Source organism: Pseudomonas sp., assembly GCF_030696055.1.
GTDB lineage: Bacteria > Pseudomonadota > Gammaproteobacteria > Pseudomonadales > Pseudomonadaceae > Aquipseudomonas.
In genome coordinates this window covers 1-16,920 of the sequence record NZ_JAUYNP010000225.1, presented here as the reverse complement: position 1 = coordinate 16,920, position 16,920 = coordinate 1, and the positions used below count along the sequence as shown (strand labels likewise).

At 63.9% G+C, this 16,920-nt stretch carries 15 protein-coding genes; 7 read left to right on the top strand and 8 right to left on the bottom strand.

Annotated features, from left to right (window positions below; translation table 11 throughout):
* Nucleotides 1–81: 81 nt before the first annotated feature.
* Genes purM through Q8Q83_RS13180 form a run of 3 tightly spaced genes read left to right on the top strand, consistent with a single transcriptional unit; the run spans nucleotide 82 to nucleotide 2,539 of the window.
* Nucleotides 82–1,140, top strand: coding sequence for a phosphoribosylformylglycinamidine cyclo-ligase (gene purM, locus Q8Q83_RS13190; protein WP_305624422.1), 1,059 nt, complete (start codon nucleotides 82–84; stop codon nucleotides 1,138–1,140).
* On the top strand, nucleotides 1,140–1,802 hold the full coding sequence (gene purN, locus Q8Q83_RS13185; RefSeq protein ID WP_305624421.1) for a phosphoribosylglycinamide formyltransferase: 663 nt from the start codon (nucleotides 1,140–1,142) through the stop codon (nucleotides 1,800–1,802). Before purM ends, purN begins: the two co-directional genes overlap by 1 nt.
* Nucleotides 1,803–1,822: 20 nt before the next feature.
* Nucleotides 1,823–2,539, top strand: coding sequence for a DUF3108 domain-containing protein (locus Q8Q83_RS13180; RefSeq protein WP_305624419.1), 717 nt, complete (start codon nucleotides 1,823–1,825; stop codon nucleotides 2,537–2,539).
* 92 nt (nucleotides 2,540–2,631) lie between these two features.
* On the opposite strand, the gene Q8Q83_RS13175 is transcribed toward Q8Q83_RS13180, so the two are convergent.
* The 7 genes from Q8Q83_RS13175 to cysM all read right to left on the bottom strand — a co-directional run bounded on the left by Q8Q83_RS13175 (nucleotide 2,632) and on the right by cysM (nucleotide 10,947).
* The gene (locus Q8Q83_RS13175; RefSeq protein ID WP_305624417.1) at nucleotides 2,632–3,378 is read right to left on the bottom strand and encodes a hypothetical protein; all 747 of its coding nucleotides are present in this window, start codon (nucleotides 3,376–3,378) and stop codon (nucleotides 2,632–2,634) included.
* A 162-nt stretch (nucleotides 3,379–3,540) separates the two neighbouring features.
* Complete coding sequence (locus Q8Q83_RS13170) at nucleotides 3,541–4,080, bottom strand: DUF2058 domain-containing protein (protein ID WP_305624415.1); 540 nt, start codon at nucleotides 4,078–4,080, stop codon at nucleotides 3,541–3,543.
* Nucleotides 4,077–5,018, bottom strand: a complete 942-nt coding sequence (locus Q8Q83_RS13165) for a class I SAM-dependent methyltransferase (RefSeq protein ID WP_305624414.1) — start codon at nucleotides 5,016–5,018, stop codon at nucleotides 4,077–4,079. Before Q8Q83_RS13165 ends, Q8Q83_RS13170 begins: the two co-directional genes overlap by 4 nt.
* A 236-nt stretch (nucleotides 5,019–5,254) precedes the next feature.
* Nucleotides 5,255–6,091, bottom strand: a complete 837-nt coding sequence (gene mazG / locus Q8Q83_RS13160) for a nucleoside triphosphate pyrophosphohydrolase (RefSeq protein ID WP_305624412.1) — start codon at nucleotides 6,089–6,091, stop codon at nucleotides 5,255–5,257.
* Between the two features lie 193 nt (nucleotides 6,092–6,284).
* Complete coding sequence (relA, locus tag Q8Q83_RS13155) at nucleotides 6,285–8,528, bottom strand: GTP diphosphokinase (protein ID WP_305624410.1); 2,244 nt, start codon at nucleotides 8,526–8,528, stop codon at nucleotides 6,285–6,287.
* A 170-nt stretch (nucleotides 8,529–8,698) separates the two neighbouring features.
* On the bottom strand, nucleotides 8,699–10,051 hold the full coding sequence (gene rlmD / locus Q8Q83_RS13150) for a 23S rRNA (uracil(1939)-C(5))-methyltransferase RlmD (RefSeq protein ID WP_305624408.1): 1,353 nt from the start codon (nucleotides 10,049–10,051) through the stop codon (nucleotides 8,699–8,701).
* The gene (gene cysM, locus Q8Q83_RS13145) at nucleotides 10,051–10,947 is read right to left on the bottom strand and encodes a cysteine synthase CysM (RefSeq protein ID WP_305624406.1); all 897 of its coding nucleotides are present in this window, start codon (nucleotides 10,945–10,947) and stop codon (nucleotides 10,051–10,053) included. The genes rlmD and cysM overlap by 1 nt, the downstream gene beginning before the upstream one ends.
* Nucleotides 10,948–11,124: 177 nt before the next feature.
* On the opposite strand from cysM, the gene Q8Q83_RS13140 reads away from it, so the two are divergent.
* Genes Q8Q83_RS13140 through Q8Q83_RS13125 form a run of 4 tightly spaced genes read left to right on the top strand, consistent with a single transcriptional unit; the run spans nucleotide 11,125 to nucleotide 15,775 of the window.
* Complete coding sequence (locus tag Q8Q83_RS13140; RefSeq protein ID WP_305624405.1) at nucleotides 11,125–13,875, top strand: response regulator; 2,751 nt, start codon at nucleotides 11,125–11,127, stop codon at nucleotides 13,873–13,875.
* A gap of 35 nt (nucleotides 13,876–13,910) precedes the next feature.
* A complete protein-coding gene (locus Q8Q83_RS13135; protein ID WP_305624403.1) occupies nucleotides 13,911–14,906 on the top strand; it encodes a 2-hydroxyacid dehydrogenase in 996 nt (331 codons plus the stop codon).
* 27 nt (nucleotides 14,907–14,933) lie between these two features.
* Nucleotides 14,934–15,374, top strand: coding sequence for a hypothetical protein (locus Q8Q83_RS13130; protein WP_305624401.1), 441 nt, complete (start codon nucleotides 14,934–14,936; stop codon nucleotides 15,372–15,374).
* The gene (locus Q8Q83_RS13125) at nucleotides 15,371–15,775 is read left to right on the top strand and encodes an META domain-containing protein (protein ID WP_305624399.1); all 405 of its coding nucleotides are present in this window, start codon (nucleotides 15,371–15,373) and stop codon (nucleotides 15,773–15,775) included. Before Q8Q83_RS13130 ends, Q8Q83_RS13125 begins: the two co-directional genes overlap by 4 nt.
* 164 nt (nucleotides 15,776–15,939) lie before the next feature.
* On the opposite strand, the gene dinB is transcribed toward Q8Q83_RS13125, so the two are convergent.
* Nucleotides 15,940–16,920: DNA polymerase IV (gene dinB, locus Q8Q83_RS13120; protein WP_305624397.1), on the bottom strand; the 981-nt coding region annotated here is incomplete at its 5' end.

The following is a 16,920-nucleotide window of genomic DNA, read 5'->3' as shown; positions in this document are numbered from 1 at the left end:
CCTGATAAAATCGCGCGCCTTCGCAGACCGCCGCCACAAGCGCCGGTGCCTATCCGAATTTCCCCTTAAAGGCCTGGATCTATGAGCAAGCAACCCTCCATCAGCTACAAGGACGCAGGTGTAGATATCGACGCGGGCGAAGCCCTGGTCGAACGCATCAAAGGCGTGGCCAAGCGCACCGCGCGTCCGGAAGTCATGGGTGGGCTGGGCGGCTTTGGCGCGCTGTGCGAGATCCCGGCTGGCTACAAACAACCGGTGCTGGTGTCCGGCACCGACGGCGTGGGCACCAAGCTGCGCCTGGCACTGAACCTGAACAAACACGACAGCATCGGCCAGGATCTGGTCGCCATGTGCGTCAACGACCTAGTGGTGTGCGGCGCCGAGCCGCTGTTCTTCCTCGACTACTACGCCACCGGCAAGCTCAACGTCGACGTGGCCGCCACCGTGGTGACCGGCATCGGCGCCGGTTGCGAACTGGCTGGCTGCTCCCTGGTCGGCGGTGAAACCGCGGAGATGCCGGGCATGTACGAAGGCGAAGACTACGACCTGGCCGGCTTCTGCGTCGGCGTGGTGGAAAAGGCCGAGATCATCGACGGTTCCAAGGTCGCCACCGGCGACGCGCTGATCGCCCTGCCGTCCTCCGGCCCGCACTCCAACGGCTACTCGCTGATCCGCAAGATCATCGAAGTCAGCGGCACCAAGATCGAAACCACTCAGGTCGACGGCAAGCCGTTGGCCGACCTGCTGATGGCGCCAACGCGCATCTACGTCAAGCCGCTGCTCCAGCTGATCAAGGACACAGGCGCGGTCAAGGCCATGGCCCACATCACCGGTGGCGGCTTGCTCGACAATATCCCGCGTGTACTGCCTAAAGGCGCCCAGGCGCTGGTCGACGTGGCCAGCTGGAAGCGTCCGGCGGTATTCGACTGGCTGCAGGAACAAGGCAACGTGGATGAGCACGAGATGCACCGCGTACTCAACTGCGGCGTCGGCATGGTCATCTGCGTGGCTCAGGAGCAGGTCGAAGTCGCCCTGCAAACATTGACCGCAGCCGGCGAACAGCCCTGGGTCATCGGCCAGATCGGCGAAGCCGCCGAGGGCGCTGCCCAGGTCGTGCTGAACAACCTGAAACAGCACTAATGGCCGACTGCACTGTAGTGGTGCTGATCTCCGGCTCCGGCAGCAACCTGCAGGCGCTGATCGACGACATCCAGGCCGGTGCTGACTCCTCCAAGAGCAGCCCGGCCCGCATCGGCGCGGTGATTTCTAACCGCGCCGATGCCTATGGCCTGGAGCGCGCACAGGATGCCGGTATCGCCACCCAGGTGCTCGACCACAAGCAGTTCGACGGCCGCGAAGCCTTCGATGCGGCGCTGGTCGAGGCCATCGATGCCTTCAATCCGCAGTTGGTGGTACTGGCCGGTTTTATGCGCATCCTCAGCCCAGCCTTCGTCCGCCATTACGCCGGCCGCCTGCTGAATATCCACCCCTCGCTGCTGCCCAAATACAAGGGCCTGCACACCCACCAGCGGGCGTTGGAAGCCGGCGACCACGAGCATGGCTGCAGCGTGCACTTCGTTACCGAGGAACTGGATGGCGGCCCCCTGGTCGTACAGGCAGTCATACCGGTACAGTCGGATGATTCGCCGACCAGCCTGGCGCAACGGGTGCACCAGCAGGAACACCGGATCTACCCGCTGGCCGTGCGCTGGTTTGCCGAAGGTCGTTTGCGCCTTGACGCACAAGGGGCAATGCTGGATGAGCAAGCCTTACCCAGTAGCGGTCAGATCATTCGAAACTAGATTCGAAACCAGGAGACACCATGCGTCGCGCCTTACTCTTCGCCCTCGCCTTGTTCAGCCTGCCCGCCTTGGCGGCCGAGTTGAAACCTTTCTCCGCCAGCTACACCGCCGACTGGAAGCAACTGCCGGTCAGCGGCACCGCTTCGCGCAGCCTGGAAGCGGTCGATAACGGCCTGTGGAAACTCAGCTTTCAAGCCTCCATGCTGGTCGCCAGCCTGAGTGAGCAAAGCACCCTGCGCGTCGAGAACGCCGCCCTCCTGCCGCAAACCTACCTGTACGAGCGCAGCGGCCTGGGCAAGAGCAAGAAGGTCGAACAGGACTTCGACTGGAACGCCAAGCAGGTGCTGGGCAACGACCGCGGCACAGCGGTACGCCTGCCGCTGAACCGCGGCCTACTGGACAAGTCGACCTACCAGTTGGCCCTGCAATACGATGTGGCCGCCGGCAAGAAAAGCATGAGCTACCAGGTGGTCGACGGCGACGATATCGAAACCTACGACTTCCGTGTGCTGGGCGAAGAAGTGGTGAGCACCGAAGTGGGCTCGGTCGATGCGATCAAGGTCGAACGCGTGCGCGACCCGACCCAGAGCAACCGCAAGACCGTGCTCTGGTTCGCCAAGGACTGGAACTACCTGCTGGTGCGCCTGCACCAGGTGGAAAAGGACGGCAAGGAATACCAGATCATGCTTAAAAACGGCACTGTGGACGGCAAAACCGTGTTGGGCCTAACCGAGTAAACGACCCAGCCAAACAGACCGGACAACCAGGCCTTGGCGCAGCGCAGCCTCGACCTCAGGGTAGGGCGAGCGCAGGTACAGATCAGGCCGCACTAAAACCCGTATTGCTGTTTGAGACGCTCAATCAGCTGCGGATTGTCGCGCATAAAGACCTCGAACTCCTCGATCACCCGAGGATGGCGGATCGACGACAGATACCAGCTGCCCGAAGCGTAAGGCAACTCTGGATCGAAGACGAACACCACCTGTTCGCTCTTCTGGATATTCGCCCAGTAGTACTTGGCGATGCGGGTATTGACGTAGACCCCATCGACCCGCTTCTTGATCAGCTTGAGGTAGAGCGAGTCATAGTCCCGCGACTCCTCGACCCGCACCGCGCCCGACTCGATCAAAGACGCATAGGGATAGGGCGTGAACCCCAATGGAATGCCCAGCAGCTTCAAGCGCTCGACACCCTTGCCCTTATGTTCGGGCAACACCAGCACGCCATCGATGAAATCGAGCATAGGCGCGTAGGCAATATCCAGGCCCGCGCGCAACTCGACCACCCAGTTGGGATTGTCGGGAAAGCTGAAATCCAGTTCACCCCGCATAAACAGCCAGTCGCGGCGCTTTAACGGATACACCCGATAGTCAAAGCGATAGCCCTTGTGCGCGGCGAAGGCATCCAGAATCGCTCTGCCCAGCCCCCCATAGTGGCCGTTGCTATATTCCGAATAGGGCAGCCAGTTCTCATAGTCCTCTACGCCGACCGTGAAAACCTTGACAGCCGGCTGCTCGGCAGCCCAGCCCGCCTGGACACACAGCAGCAAGAGTCCGCAGCAGGCAAGGTGACGCATAGCCCCTCCAAGAAGTCGGCGGCCAATCGGATCCAATTTCTCAGTGTAGCGGCCTTCGCCGCTGTCAACACCACAGGGGGTCAGGCGACATCCTGGTGCTCGCGACAGATCAGCCGTTAAGTAGACAGAAAGAGGCCGGGCATTGCCCGGCCTCTTTCTCCACTACCACATCAGATCGTCCGGCACCTGATAAGCCGCGTAGGGATCGTCGGCATCCGGCGCTGCGGTCGAGGTGTTGAGCAGTATCACCCGCTGCGGGTCACGCTCCTGAATCTTCAACGCCGCCTCGCGCGGGATCACTTCATAACCGCCGCCGTGCCGCACTATGGCCAGGGAGCCGCTGCTGAGCTTGTCGCGCATCAGCTTGTTCACCGACAGGCGCTTGACCTTCTTGTCGTCGACGAAGTTGTAGTAATCCTCGGTGGTCAGCTTGGGCAGGCGTGACACCTCGATCAGCTGCTTGACCTGAGCGGCGCGGGCCTTCTGCTCGATCTTTTCCTGCTGCTGGCGATTGAGCTCCTGGTCACGCGCCGCCTTCTCGGCCATGGCCTGAAGCGCGGCGAGTTTCTGCGACTCGTCCTTCTCGATATGGCCTTTCTGTTCCAGACGCTGCTGCTTCTGCTTCTGTTTACCGGCCTGCTTGGCCTGCTTTTCATTGACCAGGCCGGCTTTCAGCAGCTGGTCGCGGAGGGAAAGGCTCATGACTTGTCCATACTCGGTTGAGGTGGGTGATTGACCACAGTGTCGTCGGTGCGCTGCGCGAAAAAGAAACGAAACGGACAGCCGGTGTCTTCCTGCAGCAAGGTGAAGCCGGCCTCGGCCAGCAGCTCGGCGAAATCCTGCTGGTGCCAGGCCCCGGCGAAAGGCTCATAGGCTCGCCGGGCCAGCGCGCGAAAATACAGGCCCCGCCAGCCATGATGGCGCCAGAGCCAGCGATAGCCGGCCGACCACTGCAACGGCGATGGCTCCAGCACCGCCAAGCGAGCGCCGGGCTTGGTAATCCGTGCCAGCTCGGCAAGGGCCTGGCGCAGGTAATGCGGGGGAAGCTCATGGAAGACGAAACACACGGCCACGGCATCGAACTGCCCGTCCGCCAGACCGGTATCCTCAGCCAACCCCTGCACCCACTGGATCTGCGGGTAAGCGCGAGCCGCGTGCTGCAACAGATAAGGCGAAGGATCGAGTCCCCAGACTTCGCCAACCCCCACCTCACGCAGCGCAGCAGCCTGCCGTCCGGCGCCGCAACCCAGGTCCAGCGCGCAATGCGCGCCGCTCAAAGCCTCGGCGACCCGTCTGCGCCCGGCCTTCAGGCTGCCCAGCATGGCGTGGTCGAAGCCCTGAGCATAACCGCGGCTAAAGGATTTGGAGTAATTGCCATTGGGCAGGTTGTGAAATTCCTGCAAGACGTATTTGGGGATCCAGGCGCTGCCCGGCAATTGCGCCGGCAGCCGCACGCGCTGGCGCTCGCGCCCGGCAAGGGTACGCAGCACACGACGTAGATCTGGCAGATGGGTCCAGTCGATATGGTCGGCCCAGGTATCGGGCAGGTCGACGGTCGCCCAGTCAATCCTGTCGACTTCCCTACGCAGGGGATCGACCTTCAATTCCTCCTGGAACTGAAGTGTATGGGCGTTAGCCATTGTCCTGTTCACACAACTCGAAGATTGATAACGATGCCGAAACCCTGGATCGGCATCGGCCGATCCGGCCGGAACCTGAATACGGCCCCCTTCCAGCATCTGTTTAACACCCGCAAAGCGGGCAGAAGTTTACCGTACTGATTCGCTAAGCGGCCGCTCAGCCGGTGTTACCCGCGAGAGCCCAAAACGCAGCACACAACTTGCAGGGCAAGCCTGACCGACAACGCCGCATGAAATCATTCACCGCAGCCCAATACCTGTTTTTCCTGCTTTTTGGCTTCGCCCCACAAGGCATCCAGTTCTTCCAGGGGGCAATTTTCCATGGCCCGACCCGCTTCGCGCAATGCCTGTTCGATAAAACGAAAGCGCCGCTCGAACTTGCCATTGGCCGCGCGCAAGGCGCTTTCCGGGTCAACCTTGAGATGGCGGGCCAGGTTGCTGACCACAAACAGCAGGTCGCCTATCTCCTCGGCGATCGCTTGCGGATCGTTTTCGCTCATGGCCTCCAACACTTCATCCAGCTCTTCGCGCACCTTGTCCACCACCGGCAGCGCCTCGGGCCAGTCGAAGCCGACCTGGGCGGCGCGCTTCTGCAACTTGATCGCCCGGCTGAGGGACGGCAGAGCGGTCGGTACATCGTCGAGCAGCGACAGTTGTTCGGGAGCCGCGGCCTTCTCGGCGCGCTCTTCGGCCTTCAGCTCTTCCCAACGCTGCTTGACCGCCGCCTCTGCCAGCTTGGAGGCGTCGGGGGGGCCATACAGATCGCCATCGACAAACACATGGGGATGGCGACGCAGCAGCTTGCGGGTGATGCCATCGACCACCTGGGCGAACTCGAAGCGCCCTTCCTCGCGGGCCAGCTGGCTGTAATACACCACCTGGAACAGCAGATCGCCCAACTCGCCCGGCAGATGCTCAAAGTCGCCGCGCTCGATGGCATCGGCGACCTCGTAAGCCTCCTCGATGGTGTGCGGCACTATGGTCGCGTAGCTCTGCTTCAAGTCCCAGGGGCAGCCATACTGCGGGTCACGCAGGCGGGCCATCAGATGCAGCAGGTCGTCGAGTTGGTACATAGCAAATTCCGGTTAGTACGCATCCGTAGGATGGGTTAGCGGCGCAGAGCACGGATTATGCAGCGGTGATAAAACCAGCGCGCCGCATAACCCATCGAGCCAATGATGGGTTACGGCGCAATTAACCCAGAGCGAACCGCGAAAACAGTTCCAGGCGCCCCGACAGCATGGGTATCGCTGCGCTCAACCCATCCTACGAAACTCTATGGCGCCGGGCCTCGATGATATTCGGCAACTGGCTGATCCGCCCCAGCAACCGGCCCAGTGCATCCAACCCAGGAATCTCTACTGTGATCGACATGGACGCGGTGTTGTCGTCCTTGTTCGAGCGGGTATTGACCGCCAGCACGTTGAGCTTCTCGTTGAGCAGTACCTGGGTCACGTCACGCAGCAAGCCGGAACGGTCGTAGGCGCGGATGATGATGTCCACCGGGTAGGTCTGCACCGGCACCGGACCCCAGCTGACCTGGATGATCCGCTCCGGCTCGCGGCCACTGAGCTGCAGCACCGAGGCACAGTCCTGACGGTGGATGCTGACGCCGCGGCCCTGGGTGATATAGCCGACTATCGGATCGCCCGGCAGTGGCTGGCAGCAACCGGCCATCTGCGTGAGCAGGTTGCCGACGCCCTGGATCTGGATATCGCCGCGCTTGCCCGGCTTGAAGCCCAGGGCCTTGCGCGGGATCAGCTCGAGCTGCTCGTTGACCCGATCCGGCTCGACCAGCTGTTGCGCCAGATTGACCAGCTGCGCCAGGCGCAGATCGCCGGCGCCCAAGGAGGCGAACAGGTCTTCGCTGGTCTTCATATTGGCCTTCTCGGCCAACTTGTCGAAATCCACATGGGGCAGCGCCAGGCGCTGCAGTTCGCGTTCCAGCTGGGCCTTGCCGGCGGCGACGTTCTGGTCGCGGTCCTGCAGCTTGAACCAGTGGACTATCTTCGCCCGCGCCCGCGAGGTGGTGACGTAGCCCAGGTTGGAGTTCAGCCAGTCGCGGCTCGGCGTGCCGTGCTTGCTGGTGATGATCTCCACCTGCTCGCCGGTCTGCAGGCTGTAGTTGAGCGGCACTATGCGCCCGTTGATCTTGGCGCCGCGGCAGTTGTGGCCGATCTCGGTGTGCACGCGGTAGGCGAAGTCCAGCGGGGTGGCACCCTTGGGCAGGTCGATGGCGTGGCCGTCGGGGGTGAAGACATAGACCCGATCCGGCTCGATATCGACGCGCAGCTGCTCGGCCAAGCCGCCGATATCGCCCAGTTCCTCATGCCATTCGAGCACCTGACGCAACCAGGAGATCTTCTCCTCGTAATGGTTGGAGCCGGATTTGACGTCGGTGCCCTTGTAGCGCCAGTGCGCGCAGACGCCCAGCTCGGCTTCCTCGTGCATGGTCTGGGTACGGATCTGCACTTCCAGCACCTTGCCTTCCGGGCCGAGCACGGCGGTGTGCAGCGAGCGATAACCGTTTTCCTTGGGGTTGGCGATGTAGTCGTCGAACTCCTTGGGAATGTGCCGCCACAGGGTGTGCACTATGCCGAGGGCGGTGTAACAGTCGCGCACTTCCGGCACCAGCACGCGCACCGCACGCACGTCATAGATCTGGCTGAACTGCAGGCCCTTGCGCTGCATCTTGCGCCAGATCGAATAGATATGTTTGGCCCGGCCGCTGATGTCGGCCTTGACCCCGGTGGCTTCCAGCTCCACGCGCAGCTGGCCCATCACCTCATTGATGTAGTGCTCGCGGTCCATGCGCCGTTCGTGCAGCAGCTTGGCGATCTGCTTGTACTGCTCCGGCTCCAGGTAGCGGAAGGACAGGTCCTCCAGCTCCCACTTGATATGACCTATGCCTAAGCGATGGGCCAGGGGCGCATAGATGTCGAAGACTTCACGGGCGACCCGGTGGCGCTTCTCCTCGGAGGCATGCTTGACCGCGCGGATCGCACAGGTGCGCTCGGCCAGCTTGATCAAGGCGACTCGCACGTCGTCGACCATGGCGATCAGCATCTTGCGCAGGTTTTCCACCTGGGCCTGGGAGCCGAGCACCAGGGAGTCGCGCGGATTCATCGAAGCGCTGATCGCCGCCATGCGCAGCACACCCTCCACCAGCTTGGCCACCAGCGGACCGAAGCGCTGATGCACCACCGCCAGCGGCACCTTGCCTTCGCGCACGCAGCGGTAGATCACCGCGGCGACCAGGGAATCCTGATCGAGTTTGAGGTCGGCGAGTATCTCGGCGATCTCCAGCCCCGAGCGGAAGCTCGATGCGCCCTCGGTCCATAGATTCTGCGCGGCATTGGCTTGCTGTTCGGCCTCGCGAGCAAACTCGCAGGCCTCGCGCAAGGCCTCACGATCCAGCGCCGGATCGACCTTCAGCACATGCCCGAGCCAGGCCTCGAGGTTGATGCTGCCGTCATCGTTGATCGGCTGATGCGCTCTCACCTGAACCATCTTGCTTACCTTCCCTACAGCAGGCCCCAGGCATGCTGAACAGTCGCCGGCCTTCTATGAGCCGGTCGGTTTAACCACCTAAGACGCAATCCCTATGCGCCCCTACGGCACCTAGATAAGGCCTGACTCGGGCAAAACCAAGCGACCAGCCCTATCTAAGCACGTTCAATCTACTGCCTGACAAACAGCGCCATCGCCTCGACGTGCGCGGTCTGCGGAAACATATCGAGGATACCGGCACGCTTGAGTCGATAACCTTGCGCCTGCAACTCGGCGCTGTCACGGGCCAGCGTCGCCGGATTGCACGACACATAGAGCACTCGCTGAACGCCCAAGGCCGCCACTTGCTTGACCACCTGCAGCGCCCCATCGCGCGGCGGGTCGAGCAACAGGGCAGCGAAGCCGCCCTGCGCCCAGCTGGCCTCGCTCAGCGGGTTGGACAGGTCGGCCTGGAAAAAGTGCGCGTTGCCCAGGCCATTGCGCGCGGCGTTCTCGGCCGCCCGCTCGACCATGCTCGCCACCCCTTCCACCGCCACCAATTCGCGCACGCGCTGGGCCAAGGGCAAGGCGAAATTGCCCAGGCCGCAGAACAGATCCAGCACCCGCTCATCGGCCTGGGGCGCCAGCCAATCCAGCGCCTGGGCCACCATCGCCTCGTTGACCGGCTGATTGACCTGGACAAAATCGCCAGGCCGATAGGCCAGGCTGAGGTTCCAGCTATCCAGTCCATAACTCAGCTGCTGCTCCGGCTCGAACGGCTGCGGCGCGTCCTCGCCCTGCAACCACAGCTGAGCGTCATGGGCGCTACAGAAGGCCTGCAAACGCGCCAGGTCTACTTCGCTCAAGGCGGCGGTGTGGCGCACCAACACGGCGCTGGCACTGCCACTGAACAACTCGACATGGCCAATGGCCTGGGGCTTGTCCAGCTCGCGCAGCACCTGCGGTAACGCGGAGATAATCGGCTGCAAGGGCTGTACCAGAACCGGACATTCGCCGATGGCGATAATCTCCTGGCTGGCCGCCGCGCGGAAACCGACGTCCAGGCGCTTGCCCTTGTGGTCCCAGCGCACGGCGATCCGCGCGCGCCGCCGGTAGCCCAGTTCGGGGCCGACCAAGGGCGCCGCCCACTCCTCCGGCTGCAGATCGGCCAGACGACTCAGCTGCTCGGCGAGCATGCGCTGTTTCAGGGCGAGCTGATCGGCGTGGGGCATATGTTGCAGGCTGCAACCGCCACAGACCTTGGCATGCATGCAGGCCTCATCACGCCGCTCGGGGCTGGCGCTGAGAATCCGCTCGACCCGCGCCTCGACCACCTTGCCGTGGGCACCCAGCACCCGCGCCTCGATCTGCTCGCCCGGCAAGGCGCCGTTGACGAACCAGGTGCGCCCCTCGCTGAAGCCGATGCCACGGCCATCGTTGGCCAGGCGCTCGATACCGAGCTTGTGTTTCTTACCCACAGGCACTTGCGGCGCACGGGAACCGCCGCTGGGTTGAAAGCGCAGACCGCCGTCTTTCTTAGCCATCAGTTGCTCGGCGCGTCATACACGCCACTGGACAGGTAACGGTCGCCACGGTCGCAGATGATCGCCACCATCACCGCATTCTCCACTTCCTCGGACAGGCGCAGCATGGCCGCCACCGCGCCGCCGGAAGACACGCCGCAGAAGATGCCCTCCTCGCGCGCCAGACGGCGCATCACCGCTTCGGCCTCCTGCTGGCCCATGTCGATAATCCGGTCGACCCGCTCGGCCTGATAGATCTTCGGCAGGTATTCCTCGGGCCAACGGCGAATGCCCGGAATCGCCGCGCCCTCCATCGGTTGCAGGCCGACGACCTGCACCTGTGGGTTCTGCTCCTTGAGGTAACGCGACACGCCCATGATGGTGCCGGTGGTGCCCATGGAGCTGATGAAATGGGTGATCTGCCCGCCGGTCTGCTGCCAGATTTCCGGGCCGGTGCCCTCGTAGTGGGCCTCGGGGTTGTCGCAGTTGCCGAACTGGTCGAGCACCTTGCCCTTGCCGTCCGCCTGCATCTGCAGGGCCAGGTCGCGGGCCTCTTCCATGCCGCCGACCAGAATCAGCTCGGCGCCATAGGCGGTCATCGCCGCCTTGCGTTCGGCGGTGGAGTTGTCCGGCATGATCAGGATCATGCGATAACCCTTGATCGCCGCCGCCATCGCCAAAGCGATGCCGGTATTGCCGGAGGTGGCCTCGATCAGGGTGTCGCCGGGCTGGATAGCGCCGCGCGACTCGGCACGGCCGATCATCGACAACGCCGGACGATCCTTCACCGAGCCCGCCGGGTTATTGCCTTCCAGCTTCAACAGCAAGGTGTTGCTGGTATGCCCCGGCAGGCGCTGCAAACGCACCAGCGGAGTGTTGCCGACGCAATCGGCGATAGTGGGGTAGTGCGGGCTCATGGCGGACGTGATGATCCAGACGCGAAGAAGGTGCCCATGATAACGGCAAACCGCGCCCGGCCATAACGCCGCGCGCTCTATCCTTGCCGGTAGGCGTGCCGCTACTGTCATTGCGGCGAATGCAGCCGCTAAACTGCCGGCTGGATTTCACCGAATCGGCAACGCGGGAGAAACGCTGTGTTAAAGGATTTAGGCATCAAAGGCCGCGTGCTCATGCTCACCCTGCTGCCCACCAGCCTGTTGGCGCTGGTGCTCGGCGGCTACTTCACCTGGGCTCAGCTGTCCGACCTGCAGGCACAGCTGCTACAGCGTGGGCAGATGATCACCGAACAACTCGCGCCCCTGGCCGCCCCGGCCTTGCAACGCGGCGACGGCAAACTGCTGCAGCGCATTGCCACCCAGGCCCTGGAGCAACCGGATGTCCGTGCCGTCAGCTTCCTCGCCGCCGAACACACGCCCCTGGCCCATGCCGGCCCGAGCATGCTCAACGCCGTGCCCAACGCCGGCAAGCTGCAAGCCGCGCAGCACAGCAGCCAGGACGCCACGCGCTTCCTCCTGCCGGTCTTCGAGCAACACCTGAGCCTCACCGGCGAAGCCGTCGGCGACGCCAGCAACCAGCTGCTGGGCTGGGTCGAGCTGGAACTGTCCCATCACAGCACCTTGCTCGGCGGCTACCGCAGCCTGTTTGCCAGCCTGCTGCTGATCGCCACCGGCCTGATGGTCACCGCCCTGCTCGCGGTGCGCATGAGCCGCACCATCAACGAGCCGCTGCGGCAGATCAAACTGGGGGTCGCCCAGCTCAAGGATGGCCACCTGGAAACCCGCCTGCCGCCGCTGGGCAGCCATGAGTTGGACGAGCTGGCCTCCGGCATCAACCGCATGGCCGAGTCGCTGCAGAACGCCCAGGACGAATTGCAGCAGAGCGTCGACCAGGCCACCGAAGACGTGCGGCAGAACCTGGAAACCATCGAGATCCAGAACATCGAGCTGGACCTGGCGCGCAAGGAGGCCCTGGAAGCCAGCCGGATCAAGTCCGAGTTCCTGGCCAATATGAGCCACGAGATCCGCACCCCGCTCAACGGCATCCTCGGCTTCACCAACCTGTTGCAGAAAAGCGAGCTGACCCCGCGCCAGCAGGATTACCTGGGCACCATCGAAAAATCCGCCGACAGCCTGCTGGCGATCATCAACGAGATCCTCGACTTCTCCAAGATCGAAGCCGGCAAGCTGGTGCTGGAAAATATCCCCTTCAACCTGCGCGACCTGCTGCAGGACAGCCTGACCATACTCGCGCCGGCGGCCCACGAGAAACAGCTGGAGCTACTCAGCCTGGTCTACCGCGACACGCCGCTGTCTCTGATTGGCGACCCGCTGCGGCTCAAACAGGTGCTGACCAACCTGCTCAGCAACGCGATCAAGTTCACCCGCGCCGGCAGCATCGTCATGCGCGCCATGCTCGAAGACGAAAGCGCCGACCGCGCGCAACTGCGCATCAGCGTGCAGGACACCGGCATCGGCCTGTCCGACGAAGACCTGCGCGAGCTGTTCCAGGCCTTTACCCAGGCCGACAACTCGCTGTCGCGCCAGGCCGGCGGTACCGGCCTGGGCCTGGTGATTTCCAAGCGCCTGATCGAGCAGATGGGCGGTGAGATCGGCGTCGACAGCACCCCCGATGAAGGCTCGGAATTCTGGATCAGCCTGAGCCTGCCCAAGGCCCGCGACGACGCCGAAGACCTGCCGCGCCCGCCGTTGCTGGGCCGCCGCGCGGTGCTGCTGGAAAGCCACGAACTGGCCCGCCAGGCCCTGCAACACCAACTGGAAGACTGCGGCCTGCAGGTCAGCGCCTTCGACAATCTGGACAAGCTGCTCGCCGCCGTCGCGGCGGCGCGCCACAACGAACAGCCGATCGACCTCGCGGTGCTCGGCGTGAGTACCCAGGCTTTGCCACCGGAGCGCCTCGGCCAATATATCTGGGACCTGGATCGCCTGGCCTGCAAGACCCTGGTGCTCTGCCCCACCACCGAGCAGGCGCTGTACCACAGCCTGCTGCCGGACGCTTACAGCCAGTTGCAAGCCAAGCCGGCCTGCACGCGCAAACTGCAGCGCGGCCTGGCCCAGTTGGTCAGCCCACGGCATACCCGCGCCGAGCATCCAAACGCCAGCCCAAGCCGCGCGCCGCTGATTCTCTGCGTCGACGACAACCCGGCCAATCTGCTGCTGGTGCAGACCCTGCTGGGCGACATGGGCGCCATGGTCAGCATCGCCAACAGCGGTTATGAGGCCTTGGAGAAAGCCGGCCAGCAGGTCTTCGACCTGATCTTTATGGACGTGCAGATGCCCGGCATGGACGGTCGCCAGGCCACCGAGGCGATTCGCCAGCTGGAAAACGAACGGGGGCAAAGCGCCACCCCCATAGTCGCCCTGACCGCCCACGCCCTCGCCAATGAGAAGCGCGCCTTGCTGCAAAGTGGCCTCGACGACTACCTGACCAAGCCCATCAGCGAACGCCAACTGGCCCAGGTGATCCTCAAGTGGACCGGCCTGGCCCTGCGCAATCAAGCCACTGAGCCATTCAGCGAAAGCGCCTTGAATAACAACCTGAACGTGCTGGATGCCGAGGAAGGCCTGCGCCTGGCCGCCGGCAAGGCCGACCTGGCCGCCGACATGCTGAGCATGCTGCTGGCCGGTTTGCCCACCGATCGCCAGGCCATTCGCCAGGCCCGCGAAAGCGGCGAACGCAGCAGCCTGCTGGAGCGCGTGCATCGCCTGCACGGGGCCACCCGTTACTGCGGTGTGCCGCAACTGCGCGCCGCCTGTCAGCGCAGCGAAACCCTGCTGAAACAGAACGACCCAGCCGTCAACCAGGCCCTGGATGAACTGGACGCGGCCATCGAACGCCTGGCCCGCGAAACCCAGGTCAGCGCCTGATGCCGCGCGGTTAAACACCCACGCCGGAGAGCGCCATGCGCATCGTCCTGTTTAGCAGCAAAGCCTATGACCGCAGCAGCTTTCTCGCCGCCGGCCTGCCCGGTGCCTGGCAGCTGAGCTTTCAGGAAGCCCATCTGCGCCTGGACAGCGCCGCCCTGGCTGCGGGTTGCGCGGTGGTCTGCGCCTTTATCAATGACGACCTCAGCGCCCCGGTCTTGCAGCGCCTGGCCGCCGGCGGCAGCCGCCTGATCGCCTTGCGCTCGGCCGGTTACAACCATGTCGACCTGCAGGCCGCCCAGCGACTCGGCCTGTGCGTGGTCAGGGTGCCCGCCTATTCGCCCCATGCGGTGGCCGAACATGCCCTGGCGCTGCTGCTGACCCTGAACCGGCGCACCCACCGCGCCTTCAACCGCACCCGCGAGGGCGACTTTTCCCTGCACGGGTTGACCGGTTTCGACATTCACGGCAAGACAGTCGGCATTATCGGAGCCGGGCAGATCGGCCTGACCTTCGCCCAGCTGATGGCCGGCTTCGGCTGCCAGCTGCTGCTCAACGACCCACTGCCCATCGGCGCCCTGGCGGCCTTGGGCGCGCGCCAGGTCGAACTGGATGAACTGCTCGGCCACAGCGATATCATCAGCCTGCACTGCCCGCTGACTCCGGCGACTCAGCACCTGATCGATGCCCGGCGCCTGCAGCAGATGAAGCGCGGAGTGATGCTGATCAACACCGGCCGCGGCGCACTGATCGACACCCCGGCGCTGATCGGCGCGCTGAAAAGCGGCCAGCTCGGCTACCTCGGCCTGGATGTCTACGAAGAAGAGGCCGAGCTGTTTTTCGAGGACTGCTCCGACCAACCGCTGCAGGACGATGTGCTGGCACGCCTGCTGAGTTTCCCCAATGTGTTGATCACCGCGCACCAGGCCTTCCTCACCCACGAAGCCCTGGCCGCGATTGCCGCCACCACCCGCGACAATATCGCCGCCTGGCTGGCCGGCACGCCGAGCAATCAGCTTGTCCCTGGCGCGTGATAGCATTTGCGCACATCTGGAGGACTCATGGCCGAACACGATTTTCGCTACAACCTGCTCAACCCCGAACACACCCTGATCGAATGTCGCGCACTGGCTCCAGGCCGCTACCAGGTCACCGGCAACGGCGGCTCGGTGCAAAGCGGCGACGTGCTGCTGGTCAGCCTCAAGGGCAGCCGCGAGCTGTCCATGCGCCTGCAGGCCGACAAGGTCCGCCACCTGATCAACCCGCGCGGCCAGTGGGTCGCGGTGGCCAGCGGGCCAGCTTTCAAAGAACTGGCGATATTCAACTGGCAGGTCAAGTGCGATGGCTGCAAGGCCCAGCTGGACTTCGAGTTCGCCGTGGACGCCGCCCTCGGCAAGAAAGCCCAGGCGCCGGCCGCCGAGGCGCGGATCAAGGAACTGGGCTGGCACCAGCAGAAAGACCGCCATCTGTGCCCCAACTGCATCGCCAAGGAAGCGCCATGAAACACGGACTCGCCATCGCCCTGCTGAGTGCCGCTCTGCTCGGCTGCGCCAGCGCGTCCCCGCAACTGGAAACCGAACACAGCTATGAAGTGGAATGGATTGGCGAACGCCCGCTGATCGACAACAGCCACCTGACCATCACCCTAGGTGACGATGGCCGCGCCTATGGCAACGCCGGCTGCAACCACTGGTTCGCCGCTTACAGCCTGGAAGGCGACCAGCTCAGCTTTAGCGCCGCCGGCAGCACCCGCAAGCTGTGCGCGCCCGCGCTGATGGAACAGGAAGCGCGCTTTCTCGACAGCCTGAGCAAGGTGCAGCGCTGGGACTTGTCCCCCATCGAGCAACTGCGCCTGTGGCCAGGCGAAGGCAAGCCGCTGCGTCTGTGGCCGGAAAAAGACTAAAGCCGTAGGCTGGGTTAGCGGCGCGTGCCACTGCCTTGGCAGCTGGCGGCGTATCCGGGCGCCGCGTAACCCGGCGCAGCGTCGTTAGTCACCCTGCAATGCTGGGTTACGCCGCAGCAGATCCGGCTGTTCGGTCGGGGCACCGCACATGCGGCTAACCCAGCCTACTGCGCAAATAACTCCAACTGCTCGTGCCGACCGCGCAGGTCATGCAGGCGCACCCCCACCCCGAGCAGCCGCACCGGTTTGTTGCCGCGGGCAAAGGCGGCGCTCATCAGCAGCCTGTAACTGTCCAGATCACGCCGCGCCCCGGCCTGCTCCAGGGTGGTCTGGCTGAAATCGTGGAACTTGATCTTGACGAAGGGCTTGTCCGCTCGATAGCTCGGGTCCAGCCGCGCCAGGCGCCTGTCCAGTTCCTCGAGCAGTTGCGGCAATTGCACGAGGCACGCCGGCAAATCCGCCAGGTCTTTATCGTAAGTGGTCTCCACGCTGAGCGATTGGCGGCGGCTGTCGGTCTGCACCGCGCGCTCATCTATACCGCGCGCCAAGCCCCACAGGCGTTCGCCGAAACTGCCGAACTCCCGGACCAACGCCAACTTGTTCCACTCGCGCAGGTCGCTACAGGTGCGGATACCCAAGCGCCCGAGCTTGTCCGCCGTGACCTTGCCCACTCCATGCAACTTATTCACCGGTAGGGCCGCCACGAAATCCTCGACCTGATCGGGGGTGATCACGAATAAACCGTTGGGTTTTTTCCAGTCACTGGCGATCTTGGCCAGGAACTTGTTCGGCGCCACCCCCGCCGATACGGTGATATGCAGCTCCTGGGACACCCGCCGGCGGATATCCTGGGCGATACGCGTGGCGCTGCCGGCAAAGTGCGGGCTGCCGGTGACATCCAGGTAGGCCTCATCCAGCGACAGCGGCTCGATCAGCTCGGTGTACTCGCGAAAGATCGCCTGAATTTCCCGCGACACGGCTTTATAGGCATCCATGCGCGGCTTGACGATCAACAGGTCCGGACAGAGTTTCAGGGCCTGCCCGGACGCCATAGCCGAACGCACGCCATAACTGCGGGCTTCATAGTTGCAGGTGGCGATCACCCCGCGTCGATCCGCCGAGCCACCCACCGCCAACGGCTTATT

Bases quoted from the DNA above. Each gene is read 5' to 3' on its own strand.
- purM (WP_305624422.1), top strand. From the start codon at position 82: ATGAGCAAGCAACCCTCCATCAGCTACAAGGACGCAGGTGTAGATATC.
- purN (WP_305624421.1), top strand. From the start codon at position 1,140: ATGGCCGACTGCACTGTAGTGGTGCTGATCTCCGGCTCCGGCAGCAAC.
- Q8Q83_RS13180 (WP_305624419.1), top strand. From the start codon at position 1,823: ATGCGTCGCGCCTTACTCTTCGCCCTCGCCTTGTTCAGCCTGCCCGCC.
- Q8Q83_RS13175 (WP_305624417.1), bottom strand. From the start codon at position 3,378: ATGCGTCACCTTGCCTGCTGCGGACTCTTGCTGCTGTGTGTCCAGGCG.
- Q8Q83_RS13170 (WP_305624415.1), bottom strand. From the start codon at position 4,080: ATGAGCCTTTCCCTCCGCGACCAGCTGCTGAAAGCCGGCCTGGTCAAT.
- Q8Q83_RS13165 (WP_305624414.1), bottom strand. From the start codon at position 5,018: ATGGCTAACGCCCATACACTTCAGTTCCAGGAGGAATTGAAGGTCGAT.
- mazG (WP_305624412.1), bottom strand. From the start codon at position 6,091: ATGTACCAACTCGACGACCTGCTGCATCTGATGGCCCGCCTGCGTGAC.
- relA (WP_305624410.1), bottom strand. From the start codon at position 8,528: ATGGTTCAGGTGAGAGCGCATCAGCCGATCAACGATGACGGCAGCATC.
- rlmD (WP_305624408.1), bottom strand. From the start codon at position 10,051: ATGGCTAAGAAAGACGGCGGTCTGCGCTTTCAACCCAGCGGCGGTTCC.
- cysM (WP_305624406.1), bottom strand. From the start codon at position 10,947: ATGAGCCCGCACTACCCCACTATCGCCGATTGCGTCGGCAACACTCCG.
- Q8Q83_RS13135 (WP_305624403.1), top strand. From the start codon at position 13,911: ATGCGCATCGTCCTGTTTAGCAGCAAAGCCTATGACCGCAGCAGCTTT.
- Q8Q83_RS13130 (WP_305624401.1), top strand. From the start codon at position 14,934: ATGGCCGAACACGATTTTCGCTACAACCTGCTCAACCCCGAACACACC.
- Q8Q83_RS13125 (WP_305624399.1), top strand. From the start codon at position 15,371: ATGAAACACGGACTCGCCATCGCCCTGCTGAGTGCCGCTCTGCTCGGC.